General features: G+C 71.3%; 18 protein-coding genes. 3 read left to right on the top strand and 15 right to left on the bottom strand.

The window, feature by feature from the left end; genetic code table 11:
- Positions 1-15 precede the first annotated feature (15 nt).
- Positions 16-279 carry a hypothetical protein gene (locus QQG74_RS05090; protein WP_341719129.1) on the bottom strand — a complete coding sequence of 88 codons (264 nt, stop codon included), beginning with the start codon at positions 277-279 and terminating at the stop codon, positions 16-18.
- Between the two features lie 74 nt (positions 280-353).
- Entirely contained in the window at positions 354-767 is a 414-nt protein-coding gene (locus tag QQG74_RS05085; RefSeq protein ID WP_341719128.1) for a YbaB/EbfC family nucleoid-associated protein, read from the bottom strand.
- Positions 768-933: 166 nt separating this feature from the next.
- Between QQG74_RS05085 and QQG74_RS05080 the strand changes: the two genes are divergently transcribed.
- A complete protein-coding gene (locus QQG74_RS05080) occupies positions 934-2,079 on the top strand; it encodes an SUKH-3 domain-containing protein (RefSeq protein WP_341719127.1) in 1,146 nt (381 codons plus the stop codon).
- Positions 2,080-2,142: 63 nt separating this feature from the next.
- On the opposite strand, the gene QQG74_RS05075 is transcribed toward QQG74_RS05080, so the two are convergent.
- Positions 2,143-3,582 (bottom strand): aldehyde dehydrogenase family protein, encoded by a 1,440-nt coding sequence (locus QQG74_RS05075; protein WP_341719126.1) that lies wholly within the window; start codon positions 3,580-3,582, stop codon positions 2,143-2,145.
- A 140-nt stretch (positions 3,583-3,722) separates the two neighbouring features.
- On the opposite strand from QQG74_RS05075, the gene QQG74_RS05070 reads away from it, so the two are divergent.
- Both QQG74_RS05070 and gabT read left to right on the top strand, forming a co-directional pair.
- The gene (locus QQG74_RS05070) at positions 3,723-5,159 is read left to right on the top strand and encodes a gamma-aminobutyraldehyde dehydrogenase (RefSeq protein ID WP_341719125.1); all 1,437 of its coding nucleotides are present in this window, start codon (positions 3,723-3,725) and stop codon (positions 5,157-5,159) included.
- A gap of 6 nt (positions 5,160-5,165) precedes the next feature.
- Positions 5,166-6,437, top strand: coding sequence for a 4-aminobutyrate--2-oxoglutarate transaminase (gene gabT, locus QQG74_RS05065; protein ID WP_341719124.1), 1,272 nt, complete (start codon positions 5,166-5,168; stop codon positions 6,435-6,437).
- A gap of 190 nt (positions 6,438-6,627) precedes the next feature.
- Here gabT and QQG74_RS05060 read toward each other — a convergent pair whose 3' ends face one another.
- From QQG74_RS05060 to QQG74_RS05005, 12 genes are all read right to left on the bottom strand, one after another.
- On the bottom strand, positions 6,628-7,263 hold the full coding sequence (locus QQG74_RS05060; RefSeq protein WP_341719123.1) for a M15 family metallopeptidase: 636 nt from the start codon (positions 7,261-7,263) through the stop codon (positions 6,628-6,630).
- Entirely contained in the window at positions 7,260-8,438 is a 1,179-nt protein-coding gene (locus QQG74_RS05055; RefSeq protein WP_341719122.1) for a D-alanine--D-alanine ligase family protein, read from the bottom strand. Before QQG74_RS05055 ends, QQG74_RS05060 begins: the two co-directional genes overlap by 4 nt.
- Positions 8,435-9,520, bottom strand: coding sequence for a pyridoxal-phosphate dependent enzyme (locus QQG74_RS05050; protein WP_341719121.1), 1,086 nt, complete (start codon positions 9,518-9,520; stop codon positions 8,435-8,437). The genes QQG74_RS05055 and QQG74_RS05050 overlap by 4 nt, the downstream gene beginning before the upstream one ends.
- The gene (locus QQG74_RS05045) at positions 9,493-10,596 is read right to left on the bottom strand and encodes an acyltransferase (protein WP_341719120.1); all 1,104 of its coding nucleotides are present in this window, start codon (positions 10,594-10,596) and stop codon (positions 9,493-9,495) included. The genes QQG74_RS05050 and QQG74_RS05045 overlap by 28 nt, the downstream gene beginning before the upstream one ends.
- 101 nt (positions 10,597-10,697) lie before the next feature.
- A complete protein-coding gene (locus QQG74_RS05040) occupies positions 10,698-11,750 on the bottom strand; it encodes a HAMP domain-containing sensor histidine kinase (RefSeq protein WP_341719119.1) in 1,053 nt (350 codons plus the stop codon).
- On the bottom strand, positions 11,747-12,412 hold the full coding sequence (locus QQG74_RS05035) for a response regulator transcription factor (RefSeq protein WP_341719118.1): 666 nt from the start codon (positions 12,410-12,412) through the stop codon (positions 11,747-11,749). The genes QQG74_RS05040 and QQG74_RS05035 overlap by 4 nt, the downstream gene beginning before the upstream one ends.
- A gap of 219 nt (positions 12,413-12,631) precedes the next feature.
- The gene (locus QQG74_RS05030; protein WP_341719117.1) at positions 12,632-12,943 is read right to left on the bottom strand and encodes a helix-turn-helix domain-containing protein; all 312 of its coding nucleotides are present in this window, start codon (positions 12,941-12,943) and stop codon (positions 12,632-12,634) included.
- Between the two features lie 68 nt (positions 12,944-13,011).
- Positions 13,012-14,220 carry a saccharopine dehydrogenase C-terminal domain-containing protein gene (locus QQG74_RS05025; protein WP_341721142.1) on the bottom strand — a complete coding sequence of 403 codons (1,209 nt, stop codon included), beginning with the start codon at positions 14,218-14,220 and terminating at the stop codon, positions 13,012-13,014.
- Positions 14,220-15,677: an FAD-dependent oxidoreductase gene (locus QQG74_RS05020; RefSeq protein ID WP_341719116.1), complete on the bottom strand. Its 1,458-nt coding sequence runs from the start codon at positions 15,675-15,677 to the stop codon at positions 14,220-14,222. The genes QQG74_RS05025 and QQG74_RS05020 overlap by 1 nt, the downstream gene beginning before the upstream one ends.
- The gene (locus tag QQG74_RS05015) at positions 15,674-16,513 is read right to left on the bottom strand and encodes an ABC transporter permease (protein WP_341719115.1); all 840 of its coding nucleotides are present in this window, start codon (positions 16,511-16,513) and stop codon (positions 15,674-15,676) included. Before QQG74_RS05015 ends, QQG74_RS05020 begins: the two co-directional genes overlap by 4 nt.
- A gap of 55 nt (positions 16,514-16,568) precedes the next feature.
- Complete coding sequence (locus QQG74_RS05010; protein WP_341719114.1) at positions 16,569-17,486, bottom strand: ABC transporter permease; 918 nt, start codon at positions 17,484-17,486, stop codon at positions 16,569-16,571.
- Entirely contained in the window at positions 17,483-18,634 is a 1,152-nt protein-coding gene (locus QQG74_RS05005) for an ABC transporter ATP-binding protein (RefSeq protein ID WP_341719113.1), read from the bottom strand. Before QQG74_RS05005 ends, QQG74_RS05010 begins: the two co-directional genes overlap by 4 nt.

The raw sequence follows: 18,634 nt of genomic DNA, 5'->3' as shown, positions 1-18,634 counted from the left end.
CTCCCGGTCCGGGAATCAGCGCTCTGGCCCGGTCTCGGCCACCCGGTTCAGCCGGCTGGCGTTGGCCGCGTCCGTCTCCAGGTTGGCCTCCACGGAACGGACCACGTCCGAACCCAGCTCCGCCAACCTGCGGCCCACTCCCGCCCAGACCCGCAGCGCCATCTCCTCGTAGCCGCGGTACTGCTGCTCGAACGCGGCGCCGATATCGTCGCGCCCCCACGGCCGCCGGGCGCTCGCCGCCGCTATCGCGGCACCATCCTCTGCGCGACGCCCCGTCACCGCCTCACCGACGCGGGTCAGGTCCGCCCCGGCGCGCCGGGCTCGCACCGGATCTAGCCAGAGCTGCCCGGCCATCACTCGCCCCGGCGCAGCACTGTGTCGGCCCGGCCGAGCAGGGCACCAAAGTCGCCGGTACGCAGGAAGTCGGCGGTGCCGGAGCCGGCCGGCAGGTAGCCCGCCACGAGTTCCTGGGTGGCCGCTGTCGCGGCGGCGCTGGCCCGCCGTACCGTGGCGGTGATCTTCGTGCTCAGCGCCCTGGGATCGCGGTCCCGGTAGATCGCGGAAGCCAGTTCCACCGACACCAGTTCGCCCCGGGCGTTGACGGTTGCGGTGACCTGCCCGTCCTCGGAACGTTCGGTCACCCGCAGCTCGGCGAGCCGGGCCTGTAGCTCGTCCAAACCGGACCGAAGCTGCTGATATTGCCCGAACACCTCGTCGAACCGGGCCCGCAGGGCGCGATTGGCTGCACGGTCCACGTTGTCGGTCAACGCAACACCTCTCGTCACCGTCGGTAAAGCGAACCATACCGGCTGCCACGAATTCATGTTGTCCGGTAGGTTCGCCGTTGTGATTGACCGCGAGCAGGCCGAGCAGATTGCGGCGGTATGGGCGCGCCGCGACTCACTGCGCCTGGGGCACGAATGCCATCCGGTCGTGACGGAGTTCGATCTCGGCTACGTCATCACGTCGACGGTGTCCACGCAGGCCAGAGCCCTCCCCGGTGACCTACCGACCACGGTGGTCGACAAGGAGACCGGCGAGGTGAGCACCTGGCCCCGGGTCCCGCCCGACGTGGTCGAGCAGCTCTTCCGTCGCAGTCGCCCGACCGGGCCCCCGGTTCCACGCACCGTGGACCCGGCCAGCCAGCTGCTGCGGGAGATCCGTCGAGCCGCCACCCCCACCACTGCGGCGCACCTGACCATCGAAGGGCGGATCTTCACCGCGCACGGCGTCAAGGGAGACGTGGAACTCAATCATCATCCGTTGGTCCGCGCATACCTCGACGAACTGCCCCCAGGGCATCTGGTCCGTGGCGGCGACCGACACGCCGAGTTCGTCGTCGTATCCGATGTCCTACACCAGTACGACCAGCGCCGAGCCGCCGAAGGCATCGCCCCGATGGACGCCGGCGACGCGGCAGCCCTGCTCGGCGAAGCCCGTTTCGACTGCTACCTCGTGCGGGAGGCCGGCGACCCGGCCGGCGGGCGCGCCGAACGACCTTGCGATTCCTGCATCAACTTTCTCGTCCACTTCAACGTCCTGCCCTGGTCTGACCGTGGCTGGACGGCACCGTGGTATCCCGAGCCGGCAGCCGACCCGGAGCCCGGCAGGTTTTCGTCCGAAGTGACAAATGCACTCGTCGCGGCCGGCTGGCGTCCCCACTTCGGCGACCAGGTCATGGCCGCCGCAGGAGTCCGAGATGTCGTCGCCGTTACCGGGAGGAGTCACTCGCACCAAGCATTTCCGGCCGCATTACGAACCCTTACCGCCTTCCCGAGCCTGGTCGGCGCCCGACTCGGTCCCGGTGAGCAGGTCTGGATTTCCCGTTTTGACATCCGGCCGCACACCATCGCGCACACCGCTGACACGCTTGCCGATTTCGCGGCGGTACTCGGGGTCCGGCTGTTTCCGATCGGCACCGAGCACCAGCACAGCATCATCGCTGTGGACGAGCAGGGCCGGATCTTCGCGCTGGATCAGGCCGGCGAGTGGTTCCTCGGCGCGGACATCGACGAGGCGCTCACCACGCTGCTACTCGGCCGCGCCCCGGCCCGGGTACGCGACGACGGCACCTGGTGAACCGCCGCCGGTTGTTAATAAGGGGCCCTTCCTCTACCCGAGGCGTTAATAAGGGGCCCTTCCTTACAGCTCTACGCCGGTGAGGACGGTTACTCGGGGGTCGGTGTAGTCGTCCATGGCGCTACGCAGGCCCTCGCGGCCGACGCCACTGCCCTTCACGCCGCCGTACGGCATCTGGTCGGCGCGGTAGGACGGTACGTCACCGACGATGACGCCGCCCACCTCCAGGGTCCGGGCCGCCGTGAAGGCGACGTCGAGGCGGTGGGTGAAGACGCCGGCCTGGAGGCCGTACGCCGAGTCGTTGACGGCGGCGAAGCCGGCGCTGTCGTTCTCCACCCGGTCCACGACGAGCACCGGGCCGAACACCTCCTCGGTGCTGACCTTGGCGTCCTTCGGCACTGCGCTCAGGACGGTCGGCGGATAGGTGGCGCCGTCCCGGAGACCGCCGGTCTCGATTGTGGCGCCGGCCGCCACCGCCTCGTCCACCCATGCCTCGACCCGGCGCGCGGCGTCGGTGGAGACAAGCGGGCCGACATCGGTCAGCGGGTCGGTCGGGTCGCCGGTACGCAGTTCCCGCACGGCCGCGACCAGCCGGGGCAGGAACCCGTCGTAGAGCCATTCGTGCACGTAGACCCGCTGCACGGCGATGCAGGACTGCCCGGCCTGGTAGTTGGCGAAGGTGGCGATTCGCTGTGCCGCGAAGGTGAGGTCCTCGTTGCCCGACCAGTCCTCGCAGATCAGCGCCGCCGCGTTGCCGCCCAGTTCCAGGGTCACGTGTTTTTCCGGCGCGGCGCGCCGGATGGCCGCGCCGACCGGCCCGGAACCGGTGAACGAGACCACCGGCAGTCGGGGGTCGGCGACCAGTTCGGCGGCGCGCTCGTTGGGCAGCGGCAGCACCGAGAACATTCCCTCGGGCAGTTCCGTCTCGGCCAGGATCTCGCCAAGCAGCAGCGCCGACAGTGGGGTGGCCGGTGCCGGCTTGACCACGATGGGCGCACCGACCGCGAGGGCCGGAGCGACCTTGTGCGCCACCAGGTTGAGCGGGAAGTTGAATGGCGTGATGCCCAGCACCGGTCCCTTGGGCACCCGCCGGACCAGGGCGATACGGCCGGTCGCGGCGGGGTCGGTGTCGAGGCGTTGCAGTTCGCCGGAGAAGCGCCGGGTCTCCTCGGCCGCCCAGCGGAAGGTCGAGATCGCCCGGCTCACCTCGGCGCGGGCCCACTTGATCGGTTTGCCGTTCTCGGCGGTGATCAGGGCGGCCACCTCGTCGGCCCGCTCGGCGAGTCGGCGCGAGACATGGTCCAGGGCCGCCGCGCGGGCGTGGGCGGGCAGGCCGGCGGCCGTCGTCGCCACCCCGGCCGCCGCCGCCACGGCCGCCTCGACCTGGTCGGCGGTGGCGAGGGTGGTACGACCGACCGGGCGCTCGTCGTACGGGTGACGGACGGTCACCTCGTCGGCACCGTGGGCGGGGCGACCGGCGACGAAGAACGGTGTGGCTTCCACGCAGGCAGCGTAGTCCAGCGTGCGCTCCACGGAAACGGTCGCCTTAGCCCTTGTCTGCCGCGAATTCAGTAGCGAAGATGGCACCAAGATTGCGATAACCGCCGCAGCGTGACCCCCGGACCCCTCGGAGTGATCCAGTCATGAGTGACAAGCAGAAGCTGCGCAACTTCGTCAACGGCGAGTACGTCGAGCCGGTCGACGGTGGCTACGCCGATCTGATCGACCCGTGTACCGGCGACGTGTTCGCCCAGGCCCCGGTCTCCGGTGCCGCAGACGTCGATGCGGCGATGCGGGCCGCCGCCACCGCCTTCGAGGGCTGGCGCGACAGCACCCCGGCCGAGCGGCAGAAGGCGCTGCTCAAGCTCGCCGACGCGGTGGAGGCGCGGGCCGCCGACCTGGTCGACGCGGAGGTACGCAACACCGGCAAGCCCCGGCAGCTCACCGCCGAGGAGGAGCTGCCGCCGGCCGTGGACGAGTTCCGGTTCTTCGCCGGTGCGGCCCGGCTGCTGGAGGGCCGCTCGGCCGGCGAGTACCTGGCCGGGCACACCTCCTATGTGCGGCGCGAACCGATCGGGGTCTGCGCCCAGGTGACGCCCTGGAACTACCCGCTGATGATGGCGGTCTGGAAGATCGCGCCCGCGCTCGCGGCCGGCAACACGGTGGTGCTGAAGCCCTCGGACACCACGCCGGTGTCGACGCTGCTGCTGGCCGAGATCGCCGCCGAGTACCTGCCGCCGGGCGTGTTCAACGTGGTCTGCGGTGACCGGGACACCGGGCGGGCGCTGGTGGCGCACCCCACCCCGCAGTTGGTGTCGATCACCGGCTCCACCCGGGCCGGCATGGAGGTCGCCGCCGCTGCCGCGCCCGATCTGAAGCGGACCCACCTGGAGTTGGGCGGCAAGGCGCCAGTGGTGATCTTCGACGACGCGGACGTCGCGGCGGCGGCCGAGGCGATCGCGATGGGGGGCTACTTCAACGCCGGCCAGGACTGCACCGCCGCGACCCGGGTCCTGACCGCGCCGGGCATCCACGCCGACTTCGTCGCCGCCCTGACCGAGCAGGCCCGTAACACCAGGACCGGCGCGCCGGACGACGAGGACGTCCTCTACGGCCCGCTGAACAACGCCAACCAGCTGGCCCGGGTACGCGGCTTCCTCGACCGGCTGCCCGACCACGCCTCGGTGCAGACCGGCGGCGCGCAGGTCGGCGAGCGCGGCTACTTCTACGCGCCCACCGTCGTCTCCGGTGTCCGGCAGGACGACGAGATCATCCAGGACGAGGTCTTCGGGCCAGTGATCACCGTGCAGCGGTTCTCCGACGAGGACGAGGCGGTGCGCTGGGCCAACGGGGTCGACTACGGCCTTTCCGCCTCGGTCTGGACCCGCGACCACGGGCGGGCGATGCGGATGACCCGGCGGCTCGACTTCGGCTGCGTCTGGGTGAACACCCACATCCCGTTCATCTCCGAGATGCCGCACGGCGGCTTCAAGCACTCCGGCCACGGCAAGGACCTCTCCGTCTACAGCCTGGAGGACTACACCCGGATCAAGCACGTCATGCACAACATCGAGAGCTGACCACCGATGACATCTTCGGCGGAGTTGCACAAGCGGCGGGGTGCCGCCGTGGCCCGGGGCGTGGGCAGCGTCATCGGGTCGTACGTGGCCACCGCCACCGGCGGCACCATCACCGACGTGGACGGCCGCGAGTGGATCGACTTCGCCGCCGGCATCGCGGTCACCAACGTGGGCAACTCCGCGCCGAGGGTGGTCGAGGCGGTACGCGCGCAGGTGGAGCGCTTCACGCACACCTGCTTCATGGTCGCGCCGTACGAGTCGTACGTGGCGGTCTGCGAGCGGCTCAACGCGCTTGCCCCTGGCGGTTTCGAGAAGCGCTCGGCGTTGTTCAACTCCGGTGCCGAGGCGGTGGAGAACGCCGTGAAGATCGCCCGGCACGCCACCGGGCGGCCGGCGGTGGTGGTCTTCGACCACGCGTACCACGGCCGGACCAACCTGACCATGGCGTTGACCGCGAAGAACATGCCGTACAAGCACCGGTTCGGGCCGTTCGCCGGTGAGGTCTACCGGGTGCCGATGTCGTACCCGCTGCGCGACGGTGGCCTCGACGGCGCCACCGCCGCCGCCCGCGCCATCGAGCTGGTCGAGAAGCAGGTCGGCGCGGAGAACGTGGCCGCGCTGCTGATCGAGCCGATCCAGGGCGAGGGTGGTTTCGTCGTACCGGCGCAGGGGTTTCTACCGGCGTTGCGTACCTGGGCGACGGCGGCCGGGGTGGTCTTCGTCGCCGACGAGATCCAGACCGGCTTCTGCCGCACCGGGGACTGGTTCGCCTGCCAGCACGAGGGGGTCGAACCTGACCTGATCACCCTGGCCAAGGGCATTGCCGGCGGGCTACCGCTGGCCGCCGTGACCGGCCGGGCCGAGCTGATGGACGCGGTGCACGTCGGCGGGCTCGGCGGCACGTACGGTGGCAATCCGATCGCCTGCGCCGCCGCGCTGGCGGCCATCGAGACCATGCACGAGCTGGATCTGGTCGCCGCCGCCCGGCGGATCGAGGCGGTGCTGGCCGCGCGTCTGCGGGCCATCGCCGAACGCGACCCACGCATTGCCGAGGTACGCGGTCGCGGCGCGATGCTCGCCGTGGAGTTGGTGCAGCCGGGCACCCTCACCCCGGACCCGGCCGCCGCGTCGGCGGTCTCGGCGGCCTGTCACGCCGCCGGTCTGCTGACCCTCACCTGCGGCACCTACGGCAACGTGCTGCGTTTCCTGCCTCCGCTCGTCATCTCCGCCGACGAGCTGGCCCGCAGCCTGGACATCCTCGACGCCGCCTTCGGCTGACAGACCGGCCGGGTGGGTGTCGCGTCCGCACCGCGCGACACCCACCCGACCTCTTCGCCCGGCGCAGCGGCTTGACCGTGTTGTTGCCGGCAAGCAGTGGGGTGCCGACCGGGAATTGGTCGCCAGTGCCGGCCGGCGCGCCACTCCCGTACCTCGCTGGAGCTGGTACGGGCGGGTACGCCGGGTCGGCTCACACCGGGCCGTAGCGGGTGCGTGGGGCCCCGGTGAGCAACGCCCAGTACCGTTCGCCGTAGGACCAGTGCCACCATTCGGTCGGGTAGTTCACCAGGCCCGCCCCGGCCAGCGCGGTCACCAGGATCCGCCGGTTGCGCCGGGCGGTTGCACCGATCGACGTCGCGGTCGTGAAGCAGGCATTGTGGCTGGCCTCGGGGGTGGCGTCCACGACGGTGCCCATGTCCAGTTCGACGCCGTCGTCGGTGCAGAGCGTCAGGTCCACCGCTCCGCCGGTGCTGTGCGGGGCCACCTCGACCGGCGAGACGAACTTGGTGGTCTCCTGGTGGACGCGCTCCGGCGACCAGTCCGGGTGATTGCGGTGCAGCTCGTCCCGGTAGCCGGTGAAGATGTCCAGCTGCGCCTGGTACGGCCGGTATCCCTCGATGACCAACAGGCGCAGGCCGTCGGGGAGGGCACGCTGCGCGGCCAGCAGACGGTCCACCACCCCCCGACGCAACCGGGCGTACGCACCGGCCGGGTCGGCGGCCCGCTCGTCCAACCGCAGCTCGGGCCGCTCACGCAGGTCCACAAGTGCTTCCCCGTCGTCGGCGCCGGGTACCGCCGCGACGCGCGGGTCACAGAGCAGGATCATCGCTGCTCTCCCCTGCCGCCGGGCCGGTCCGCGTGCCGGGCGAAGGCGAGCGCGACCAGCCGGTCCACGATCTCGCGGTAGCCGACGCCGGCCGCCGCCCACACCTTCGGGTACATCGAGTGTGCGGTGAAGCCCGGCATGGTGTTCAGCTCGTTGACGTACAGCTCGTTCGCCGTCTCGTCGTACAGGAAGTCGACCCGGGCCAGTCCCCAGCCGCCGATGGCCACGAACGCGCGTACCGACAGCTCCCGGATCCGCTCGGTCACCTCGTCGGGCAGCGCGGCCGGCACGGTCATCGGGTCGCTGTCAGCGAGGTACTTCTGCTGATAGTCGAACCAGCCGCCGCTGACCCGGACCTCACCCACCGTCGACGCCTCCGGTCGGCCGCCGCCGAGCACCCCGCACTCCAACTCCCGGCCGGTCACCCCCTGCTCCACCACGACCAGGCTGTCGTGCCGCAGCGCCTCGTCGATCGCCGCCGCCAGGTCGTCACCGTCGGCCACCCGGCTGATGCCGATCGAGGAGCCCATCCGGGCCGGTTTCACGAACAACGGCCGGCGCAGCCCCACCACCAGCTTCTCCGGGTCCTCACTGGCCCGGTAGGTCGGCCCGTCGAACCAGACGTACGGCGTGATGGGCACCCCCTCGCCGCGCAGCGCCCGCTTCGTCGCCACCTTGTCCATGCCGACGGCCGAGGCGAGGATGCCGCATCCGACGTACGGCACGCCGAGCGATTCGAGCAGTCCCTGCACCACACCGTCCTCGCCGTGCGGGCCGTGCAGCACCGGGAAGACCACGTCCAGTTCGGCGTGCACCGTGCCGGGCGCGTCCACGGCGGTCACCAGCGCGGTCGACGGGTGCCGGCCGGACCGCAGCTCCACGGCCGGGCCGGTCACCGTCAGCCGATCGTCGATGGCCCGCTGCGCCGTGGTGTCGCCGTCGAGCAGGCCGGTCAGCACCGCGTCCGGAACGAGGCGCAGCAGGCCGGTACGGGTGACGCCGATGGCCACCACCCGGTATCCACCGCCGGTCAGCGCCCGGGCGACGCCGAGCGCCGAAGCGCAGGAGACCTCGTGCTCCGCCGACGGTCCGCCGAACAGCACGCCCACCCGCACCGGGGTACCCCCGCCACCACCGTCCCGGGCCGCCGATCCGCTCGCCTGTCGCCCGTTCACGCTGCCACCTCTTCGCTGATCCCGGCGGTGGTCAATCGGGCGACCAGTTCCGCCTCCACGTTGCCCCCGGTCAGCACCACACCGACGGTCCGCCGCCGACGCGCGCCGCCGACCTGCCGCGACGATCGACCGCCAGCCGCGAGGCGGGACGGGCCGCCGGTACGCGGACCGGCCCGACCGGGTGCGGTCAACCGCAGTGCGCCGGCCAGGCCAGCCGCCCCGGACGGCTCGGCCAGTACCTTCAGCTCCATCAGGAGCAGCCGGAACGCCTCGGCGATCTCGTCCTCGTCCACCTGGATCGCGCCTTGCAGCCGGTCCCGCAGGATGGCGAAGGGCAGCTCGCCCACGCAGGCCGGCCGCAGGCCGTCGGCGATTGTCGGTGCCGGCCGGACCGGGGTGGGTCGACCGGCGGCCAGACTCCGGGCCAGCGAGTCGCAGCCGACCGGTTCCACCCCGTACACCTCGATCGGCCGACCGGCGGCGGCCAGGCAGGCACCGGCCACGCCGCCGCCCCCGCCGACCGGCAACACCAGCAGGTCCAGCGGGGTGCCGGCGCGCTCCGCCTCCTCGATCAGCTCAAGACTGGCGCTGCCCTGTCCGGCGACCACGTCCGGGTGGTCGTACGCGTCGACAAGCGGATGGCCGCTCTCGTCGCTGACCCGGCGGGCCACCGCCAGCCGCTCGGCGACCGTGGTGCCGGCGAGGATCACCCGGGCCCCCGCCGCCCGAGCTTTGGCGATCTTGGTCGGTGCCGCGTCGACCGGCAGCACCACGGCCGCGGCCAGGTGGTGGTGCCGGGCCGCCAGTGCCACCGCCACCGCGTGGTTGCCGGTGCTCTGCGCCACCACCCCCCGGTGTCCGGCCGCCGCGAGCCGACCGACCGCGTAGAGCCCGCCGCGCATCTTGTAGGAGCCGCCGGTTTGCAGGTTCTCCGCCTTCAACAGCACCCGGGCGCCGGCCAACCTGTCGATCGCGGGGCAACGCAGCAGCGGCGTACGCAGCACCCGGCCGTCGAGCCAGCGCGCCGCTTCCGCCACATCGATTTCTGCACTGGTCAAACCAGCTGGATCTGCGTCGAACATGTGGTCTCCTTCGTCGAATCGTGCGGTGGTGCGCCGGTCGGGCGGCTGGCGATACGTCCCTTGGGCAGGTCGAACAGCCACCCGGCCCGGACCGCCAGCAGCGCCCGGTGCACGGCCAGGCTGAGCGCCAGCACCAGGACGGTGAGCGAGAACGGAAAGCCGAAGGCCAGCGCCAACCGGGCGGAGTCGCCCAGGTTGGCGATCGGCTCGGCGATCAGCCGGTGCAGCAGTGCGAGCACCGGCATGTGGATCACGTAGATCGGCAGCGTCTGACGGCCGAGGGCGGCGAGCGGCTGGGCGATCGAGGGCCAGTGCACGAGCCGGACCGCGACGGCGATCCCGAACGCCACCGCGACCGCCGACAGCAGCAACGCCACGCCGGGCAGCCGGCCGGCGTCGGTCGCCGTCACGATCGCCAGCAGCACGGCGTACGCCGTCGCCGTGCCCACCAGGCGCCGGCCGGTCACCGCGCCCGCCCAGCGTCGGACGTACCGCCGCAGGTGCAGGCCGGCGAGGAAGAACACCAGATTCTGGTAGAGCCCGGCCCGGTTGCCGGGAGCGTCGAGCAGCCCGGCCGACACCACGGCGTTGAGCGCCCCCGCCGCGACCAGCAACAGCGCCGGGTGGACCCGACGCAGCGCCTTGGCCAGGACGAAGTAGAGCGCCAGCGCGTACAGGTACCAGAGGTTGGACGGGGTGATGGTCAGCTGGAGCAGCAACTCTCCCGGGCTGGTGGCCCGGTCGGTCGGGAAGCCCGGGGCGAGGGCCAGCAGGGCGGTGTGGATCAGGAGCCAGACGGCGTACAGGTAGAGGAAGCGGACGATCCGGGGCCGGCCGACCGCCCGCCACGGCCGCTGCACGGCGGACGCCGCGAACAGCCCGGAGAGGGTGAAGAAGAGCGGCATCCGCATCGGCAGCAGCAGTTCGCCGAGCGTCCCCCAGGCGCCCGCCACCGGCACGTCGAGCCGCCAGTCGAGCTGGAGGTAGTCCTTCGTGATCACATGCCAGAGCAGGACCAGCACGATGCAGCCGCCCTTGGCGACGTCCGCCCACTCCTGCCGGTCGCGGGTTGTCACACTGCTCTCCTGTTCACCGACGTTCGTCGGGCACGCCGAGGGCCGGGTCGCCGCGTTCGCGGCCCCGTTTCGGGCTGATCAGTCGTGGGTTGTGGCCGGGGTCAGGGTGCGGCGGGTAGCTGGACGTCCACTCGCAGCCCGCCGTACTCGGCGGGTCGGGCGGCGATCAGCCCGTCGTGCGCCTGGGTGATCGAGCGCGCGATGGCCAGGCCGAGGCCGGCTCCGCCGCTCTGGTTGGTCCGGTCCCGGGTCAGCCGGCGGAACGGTTCGAAGAGCCCGGCCACCGCCTCGGCCGGCACCGGCTGGCCGGTGTTGACCACGGTCAGCGCCGGGTTGTGGCCGACCGTGACGGTGAGGGTGCCACCGGCCCGGTTGTACTTGATCGCGTTCTCCACCAGGTTGGTCACCAGGCGCTCCAGCAGCACCCGCTCGCCCATCACCATTCGGGGAGCCAGGTGGCTCTCGATGGTCACCCCGGCCGCCGTGGCCCGATCCTGGTGGGCGGCGAGCACGGTGCCGACGATCTCGTCGAGCCGGTGCGGCAGGCGCGACCGCAGTCCCTGGTCGCTCTCGCTGAGCGCGAGCAGCCCCTCGATCAACCGCTCGTTGCGCTCGTTCGTCGCCAGCAGCTGGCTGGTGAGCAGGTCGAGCTGGGCACTGTCTAGCGACTGGGCCATGCCGACCTCGATCAGCGTGCGTTGCACCGCCAGTGGCGTACGCAGTTCATGCGAGGCGTTTGCGGCGAACCGCCGCTGTCCCTCGTAGCCGGCGGCGATCCGCTCCATCATCTGGTCGATCGACCGGGCCAGTTGGGCCAGTTCGTCGTCGCCGCGCGGCCGGATCCGGTAGCCGAGGTTCTGCGGTCCGACGTGCGCGACCGGTCCGGCGAGATCCCGGACCGGACGTAGGCACCAGAGTGCGGCGGCCCAGATGCCGGCCACGGCGATCCCGAGCGCGGCGAGCGGGGCGAAGGCGAGGCCAACACCGGCGAGTTCGGCCGCTCGCCGGCAGATCGGGTCGACGGCGGACAGCCCACAGAGACCCTGACCCCACATCCAGAGCCGGCCGAGAACCCAGATGGTCAACGTCGGCAGGACGTAGCCGGCCAGCAGGGCGAGCGTACCGACAAGCACGATGCGTCGGCGCGGCGTCACTGGGCAGCGCCGATCCGGTAGCCGGCCCGGGGCACGGTGTGGATGAGCTGCGGCTGCCCGAGCTTCTTGCGAAGCGTCATCACGGTCACCCGGACCACGTTGGTGAACGGGTCGGCGAACTCGTCCCACGCCTGTTCGAGCAGTTCCTCCGCGCTGACCACCCGGCCTTCGGCGCGCATCAGCACGTGCAGCACGGCGAATTCCTTCGGGCTCAGGTGGACCGACCGCCCGTCCCGCCCGACGGTGTGCCGGGCCACGTCCAGCGTGACGCCGTGCTGCGCCAGCACCGGCGGCAGCGCCGGGGCGGAACGCCGGCCCAGCGCCTGCACCCGGGCGACCAGTTCGGCGAAGGCGAAGGGCTTGGTCAGGTAGTCGTCGGCGCCCAGCCCGAGGCCCTCCACCCGGTCCCGGATGCCGGCGGCGGCGGTGAGCAGCAGCACCCGGGTGCCGGTGCCGGAGTCGGTGAGGCTGCGGCACACCTCGTCGCCGGTGTGCCCGGGCATGTCCCGGTCGAGCACCGCCACGTCGTAGCGGTTCACCCCGATCCGTTCCAGCGCGCCGTCGCCGTCGTAGCAGACGTCGACGGCCATGGAGAGGCGGCGCAACCCCTCGGCGACCGTGTCCGCAAGCAACCGCTCGTCGTCCGCCACCAGTACCCGCACGTGTCCGCTCCCCGTGGTCCGTCGTCGTCCGGCATACGTTCGCAGGCAGGGGTTAAGGATTCCGTAAGCGCCCGCCGCCGCAATCCTCCACGTCCCCGCCCCAGGGACAAACACGGGCAAGTGCACCGGACAACGCGACCGAACGAATGGGGGATAACTCCCTTTTCTGGCCTTTTGTTCGCCACACCTCAACCTCGGGCTCCGCAGAGCCCACTGTTTCTAGGCGATCTGACGAAGGTCGTTCCCGTAGTCGAAGATGATCCGGAGCCTGGCCCCGAGGGCATTGGCGTAGCGACTCAAGGTCGCAACCTCGTTCACATCGAGGTCGCCGTTCTCGATTTGACTGATCCGTCCCGGGGTGACCCCCATCAGCTCGGCTACCTCCCGCTGCGTGAGCCCGAGGCGCTTGCGTTCCTCCGCGAGGTGATAGGCGCTCACCCACGCCTCGGTGCGCGCCCGCTCCTCTTCGTAGGCTGCCTCGTCACTTCCAAGCTCTGCACGCACCTCATCCCAATCGTGGAACTCGGTCACCGCTCCCCCCTCCGCTCGTACTCACTGGCAAGTCCACGACCAGAACCATGGACGAACTATAGCCCGAGCTAAACCTGACGGTCCTCCATTGCCCAGGGGGAGCCGTAGTCGGTGAGCAGGTCGAGGAAGGGCCTCGGGGGCAGGGCCTCCGGGCCGAGCACGCCGGTGCCCGACCATGCGCCACTGGCGAGCAGTTCCAGGGCGACGACCGGGTTCACCGCGGTCTGCCAGACCACCGCCTGGTGGCCGTACTCGCGCATCGACCACTCGTTGTCGACCACGTGGTAGAGGTAGACCGATCGCGGTCGGCCGTCGGTGCCCACCCCGGTCACGAGCGTGCCGGCGCAGGTCTTGCCGCGCATCCGGTCGCCGAGGGTGGCCGGGTCGGGCAGGCAGGCGGCCACCACGTCGCGCGGAGACACCTGGACGCCCTTGACCGTCACCGGCACGGTCGAGTCCAGGCCGAGTTTGTGCAGCGTCCTGAGCACCTCGATGAACTCGTCGCCGAGGCCGTACTTGAAGGTGACCCGTTTGGCCGGTATCCAGCGCGGGATCAGCAGCACCTCCTCGTGCTCGACGTTTACGCACTCGACCGGCCCGATTCCCGCCGGAAAGTGGAACACCTCCGGCTCGCTGAACGGCTCGGTGGTGAACCAGCCCCGCCCGGCCTCCCAGATCACCGGCGGGTTCAGACACTCCTCGATCGTGGTCCAGATCGAGAACGACGGGGCGAAGTCGTAGCCGTCCACGGTCAGGTTCGCCCCGTCGCGTACGCCGATCTCGTCGATCTCCCGGAACAGTTCGTCGGCGGCGTACCGGGCGAAGACGTCGGAGAGGCCGGGCTCGACGCCGATGCCGCAGAGCGCCAGTCGGCCAGCGGCGGCCCACCGGTCGGCCGCCGCGAACTGCTCGTCGCCGAGCTTGACGCCGGTCTCCCGGTAGGGCCGGGTCGGGTGCGGCCGGGAGAGCGACATCGCCATGTCCAGGTAGTCCGCGCCGGCCGCGTACGCGCCATCGAAGATCGGCATGACGAACCGTGGGTCGACCGCGTTGAGCACGTGGGTGATCCGGTGTTCCCGGCACAGGGCGGCGACCGCCGCCGCCGAGGAGGCGTCGACCTGGGCGGCCACGAAGCGTCCGTCCCGGCCGGCGACCGCCCGCGCCGCACGGTCGACGTCGTAGTCGGCGATCACAATGGACTCGAAGAAGGTACGCCGGGCCGCGATGGCGACGGCGGCGGACCCGACGCCACCGGCACCGACGAGCAGGACACGCATCACGAGTCGAACCCCACGCCAAGACGATCGAGCGTACGCAGCCAGAGGTTGCGCCGTCCCTGCCGGGCGTCGGCACGCGCCAGGGACGAGCGGGTGAGCCCGATCCCGACCGCGCGGGCCGGCTCGGGCGGGAACGGCAGCGGCTTGCTCCGCACCAGATCGAGCCGGGTCAGCGGGGTGTCCGCGCCGTCGAGCAGGTCGAGCATCACCCGGGCGCCGAACCGGGTCGCCCCGACACCGAGCCCGGTGTAGCCGGCCGCGTACGCCAGCCGCCCGTCGTACGCGGTGCCGAAAAACGCGCAGAACCGGGTGCAGGTGTCGATGATCCCGCCCCAGCGGTGACTGAACCGCACCCCGTGGAGCTGCGGAAACGTGGTGAAGAAGTGGCTGGCGAGGGCGGCGAAGGTGGCCTGTCGTTGGGCCAGTTCGGGCGCCACCCGGTTGCCGTAGTGGTAGACCGCGTCGTACCCGCCGAACAGGATCCGCCCGTCGGCGGTGATCCGGTAGTAGTGGAACTGGTTGGCGGTGTCCGCCAGCCCTTGCCGGTTACGCCAGCCGATCGCGTCCCGCTGGGCGGGCGTCAGCGGCTCGGTCATCAGGGCGTAGTCGTACACCGGCACGATCCAGGACCGCAGCCGGCGCAGCAGCGGCGGGAACGCGTTCGTCGCGAGCACCACCCGGCCGGCGCGCACCACGCCCGGCACGTCCCCGGCACCGACGGTCCGGGCGCGCAGCGCCGCGCCGTCGCGGGCCAGGCCGGTGACCCGGGTGTGCTCGTGGATCCGGACGCCCGACTCCAGGGCGGCGCGGCGCAGCCCCCAGGCCAGCCGCGCCGGGTCGAGCATCGCCACCCGGTCCCGGTCCCAGAGCCCACCGAGGTAGGTCGGCGAGTCCACCTCGGCGCGCACCTCGTCGGCGTCGAGCAGGGTCACGTCGTGGCCGTACCGGCGGGCCAGTTCCGCGTCCTCGGCCAGGCCGGCGAGCTGGTACGGCTCGACGGCCACCGACAGTTCGCCGGTGCGCTCGAAGTCGCAGTCGATGCCGTACGCCTCGACGGTCGCCGCGATCGCGTCCAGGTTCTCCCGGCCGAGCCGCTCCAACTCGGCGATCTCCCCGGGAAAGCGCGCGGACCCGTGGGCCAGCCCGTGGGTGAGCGAGGCGGCACAGAACCCGCCGTTGCGCCCGGAGGCCGCCCAGCCGCAGGTGCCCGCCTCGACCAGCAGCACGTCCCGCCCGGGGTTCTGCTGCTTGGCGAGCAGCGCGGCCCAGAGCCCGGAGTAGCCCCCGCCGACGACGAGCAGGTCGGTGCTGGTGCTACCGACCAGCGGCGGCAGCGCATCGGGGCGCTCCGGACGGTCGAGCCAGTACGGCACGGGCGCCGCGTCGGCGAGGGCGTCCCGTCCGGCTCGCGGCACCGCCCCGTGCGGGCGCCCGGAGCCGGTACGGGAGCCGGTCATGACCGGCCACCCGCCTGCCCGGTGACCACCGGTGCGGCGAGCGCCGCCCGCCGGGCCCGCCGGCCGCGTAGCGTGCTGGCCAGCACCAGCAGCAGCGCGATCAGGAACATGGCCGTGCCGATCACGTTCACCTGCGGCGGGATGCCCCGCTGGGCAGCGCCCCAGACGTACATCGGGAACGTGACGGTGGTGCCGGAGTTGAAGTTCGTGATGATGAAGTCGTCGAAGCTGAGCGAGAAAGCCAGCAGGGCGGCGGCCACGATGCCGGGCAGCACCAGCGGCAGGGTGATCCGCCGGAAGGTCTGCCACTCGCTGGCGTACAGGTCCATCGCGGCCTCCTCCAGCCGCCGGTCCATTCCGGCCAGCCGCGCCTTCACCGTCACCACCACGAAGGAGAGGCAGAACATCACGTGTGCGATGACGATGGTCCAGAAGCCCAGCGGCACCGCACCGGCGACGAAGAGGGCGAGCAGCGAGGTGCCCAGCACCAGTTCCGGCGTCGCCATCGGCAGGAAGATCAGCACGTTGAGCCCGGACCGGCCGCGGAACCGGTGCCGGGCCAGCGCGAACGCCATCAGGGTGCCGAGCACGGTGGCGGCCACGGTGGCGATGAACCCGATCTGCACGCTGCGCACCACCGCGTCGCACATGTCGGAGGTGGCGCACGGGTTGCGCCAGTTGTCCAGGGTGAACTCGTTGAAGTCGTACGACAGCCGGTTGGAAGGCCGGTTGAACGACAACGCGGCGACCACGGCGACCGGCAGGAACAGGTAGCCGAGCACCAGCAGGGCCACCCCCATCACCCAGTGCTGGGCAAACCAGCGCGAGACCCTCATCGGTGCCGCCTTTCGTTCGCGACTGCGGGGCTCCGCTGCGCTGCACTCCTCGCGCTCACAGGATTTCCTTCGTGCCGGCGCGGCGCAGGTAGACGAAGACCACCGCGAGGATCGTCGACATCAGCAGGAACGACAGTGCCGCGCCCTGCGGGTAGTCCAGCCGGACCAGGAACGCCGAGTCGATGACGTTGCCGATCATGTATTCGTTCGGCGTGCCGAGCAGTTCGGCGTTGATGTAGTCGCCGGTCGCCGGGATGAAGAAGAGCAGGGTGCCGGCGATCAGGCCGGGCATGGACAGCGGCAGGGTGACCCGGCGGAACGTGTGCCACGCGCTCGCGTACAGGTCACTGGCCGCCTCCAGCAGCCGGTGGTCGAGCCGCTCCAGGCTCGCGTAGAGCGGCAGCACCAAAAACGGCAGGAAGTTGTACGTCAGGCCGAGCACCACCGCGACCGGGGTGGCCAGCAGCCGGCCGTCCGGACCGAGCAGGTGCACGTCGCGCAGCAGCCCGACCAGCCAGCCGTTGTCCGACAGGATGGTCTTCCAGGCCAGGGTGCGCACCAGGAAGCTGGTGAACATCGGCGCCACCACGCAGACCAGCAGCAGGTTCTTCCATCGGCCGGCCTTGCACGCGATCGCGTACGCCAGCGGGTAGCCCATCAGCAGCGCCAGCACCAGCGCGATGCCGGCGTACAGGAATGACCTGCCGAACTGCGGCCAGTACGCCTGCAATGCCGTCGGATAGTTCCCGAAGGCCCAGGTCATCGCGTACCCGGTGGAGAGCGTGCCGTTCGGGTCGTAGAGGCTGGCCGAGGCGAGTTGCAGCAGCGGCACGGCGAAGAAGAGCAAGAGCCAGGCCGCGCCGGGCAGCAGGAGCAGGTACGGCAGGAACCGCTGTCGCCCCGAGCGGGCAGCCGGCGGCGGCGACGCCGGCTGCCCGGAACCGGTGGGTACGTGGGCAACGAACGCGCTCATGAGGAGGCGCCCACCGGCTCGTCCAGGACGGGCGTGGTCCGGTCGTCCTCGTCGGCGCGGCGGCCGAGCAGGAAGGCGTGCCGGGGATCCCAGTACGCCACGGCCCGCTCGCCGACGGCGAAGCGCTGCTGCGCGCCGCTGTTGGCGACGAAGACGCTCAGCTCGGTCCCCCACCCGGTACGCAGCAGATACTGGGTGCTCACCCCGACGTACGAGGCGTCGGTGATCGTGCCGTCCAGGTGTTGGCTGCCGGCGGGCACCTGCACGGCGGCGCTGGCCAGGTGCAGCTTCTCCGGACGGATGCCCAGGTGGACCGGGCCCTGGTCGGCGCGGGCCCGGGCCGACGGCACCGAGAACCGGGCGCCGTGCGCGGTGATCAGGAGGTCGTCGCCGTTGCTGCCGGAAACCTCACCGGCGATCAGGTTGGACTGACCGAGGAAGTTGGCGACGAACGCGGTGGCCGGGAACTCGTAGATCTCGGCCGGTGCGCCGAGTTGCTCGATCCGCCCGGCGTTCATCACCGCGACCGTGTCGGCCATCGTCATGGCCTCCTCCTGGTCGTGCGTGACGTGCACGAAGGTGATGCCGACCTCGGTCTGGATCCGCTTCAGCTCGATCTGCATCTGGCGGCGCAGTTTGAGATCCAGCGCGCCGAGCGGCTCGTCGAGCAGCAGCACCTGCGGGTGGTTGATCAGGGCTCGGGCCAGCGCGACCCGCTGCTGCTGGCCGCCGGAGAGCTGCGCGGGGCGGCGCCGCTCGTAGCCGGTGAGTTGCACAAGCGACAGCATCTGCCGGACCTGCTCGTCGACCGAGCGGATGCCGCGTCGGCGTAGCCCGAACGCGACGTTCTCGAAGATGTCCAGGTGGGGAAAGAGCGCGTAGCTCTGGAAGACGGTGTTGACCGGCCGCTTGTACGGGCGCAGCCGGGCGATGTCCCGGTCGCCGAGCAGCACCTGCCCGCTGGTCGGCTCTTCCAGGCCGGCGACCATCCGCAGGGTGGTGGTCTTGCCGCAGCCGGAGGCACCGAGCAGGGCGAAGAACGAGCCCTGTGGCACGGTCAGGCTCAGGTCGTCGACGGCGGTGAACGGGCCGAACGTCTTGGTGAGGTTGGCCAGCCGCAGATCGCCGGCCGGGGTGTCCCGCGCCAT

Source organism: Micromonospora sp. FIMYZ51 (assembly GCF_038246755.1).
In the GTDB taxonomy this organism is placed as follows: Bacteria; Actinomycetota; Actinomycetes; order Mycobacteriales; family Micromonosporaceae; genus Micromonospora.
Note: the sequence above shows the minus strand (reverse complement) of the source record. Positions and strands in the feature narration are given on the sequence as shown.

Excerpts from the sequence above, each read along its gene's own strand:
- QQG74_RS05020 (WP_341719116.1), bottom strand. The coding sequence starts at position 15,677 with ATGACCGGCTCCCGTACCGGCTCCGGGCGCCCGCACGGGGCGGTGCCG.
- QQG74_RS05050 (WP_341719121.1), bottom strand. The coding sequence starts at position 9,520 with ATGTTCGACGCAGATCCAGCTGGTTTGACCAGTGCAGAAATCGATGTG.
- QQG74_RS05005 (WP_341719113.1), bottom strand. The coding sequence starts at position 18,634 with ATGGCGCGGGACACCCCGGCCGGCGATCTGCGGCTGGCCAACCTCACC.
- QQG74_RS05025 (WP_341721142.1), bottom strand. The coding sequence starts at position 14,220 with ATGCGTGTCCTGCTCGTCGGTGCCGGTGGCGTCGGGTCCGCCGCCGTC.
- QQG74_RS05060 (WP_341719123.1), bottom strand. The coding sequence starts at position 7,263 with ATGATCCTGCTCTGTGACCCGCGCGTCGCGGCGGTACCCGGCGCCGAC.
- QQG74_RS05010 (WP_341719114.1), bottom strand. The coding sequence starts at position 17,486 with ATGAGCGCGTTCGTTGCCCACGTACCCACCGGTTCCGGGCAGCCGGCG.
- gabT (WP_341719124.1), top strand. The coding sequence starts at position 5,166 with ATGACATCTTCGGCGGAGTTGCACAAGCGGCGGGGTGCCGCCGTGGCC.
- QQG74_RS05015 (WP_341719115.1), bottom strand. The coding sequence starts at position 16,513 with ATGAGGGTCTCGCGCTGGTTTGCCCAGCACTGGGTGATGGGGGTGGCC.
- QQG74_RS05070 (WP_341719125.1), top strand. The coding sequence starts at position 3,723 with ATGAGTGACAAGCAGAAGCTGCGCAACTTCGTCAACGGCGAGTACGTC.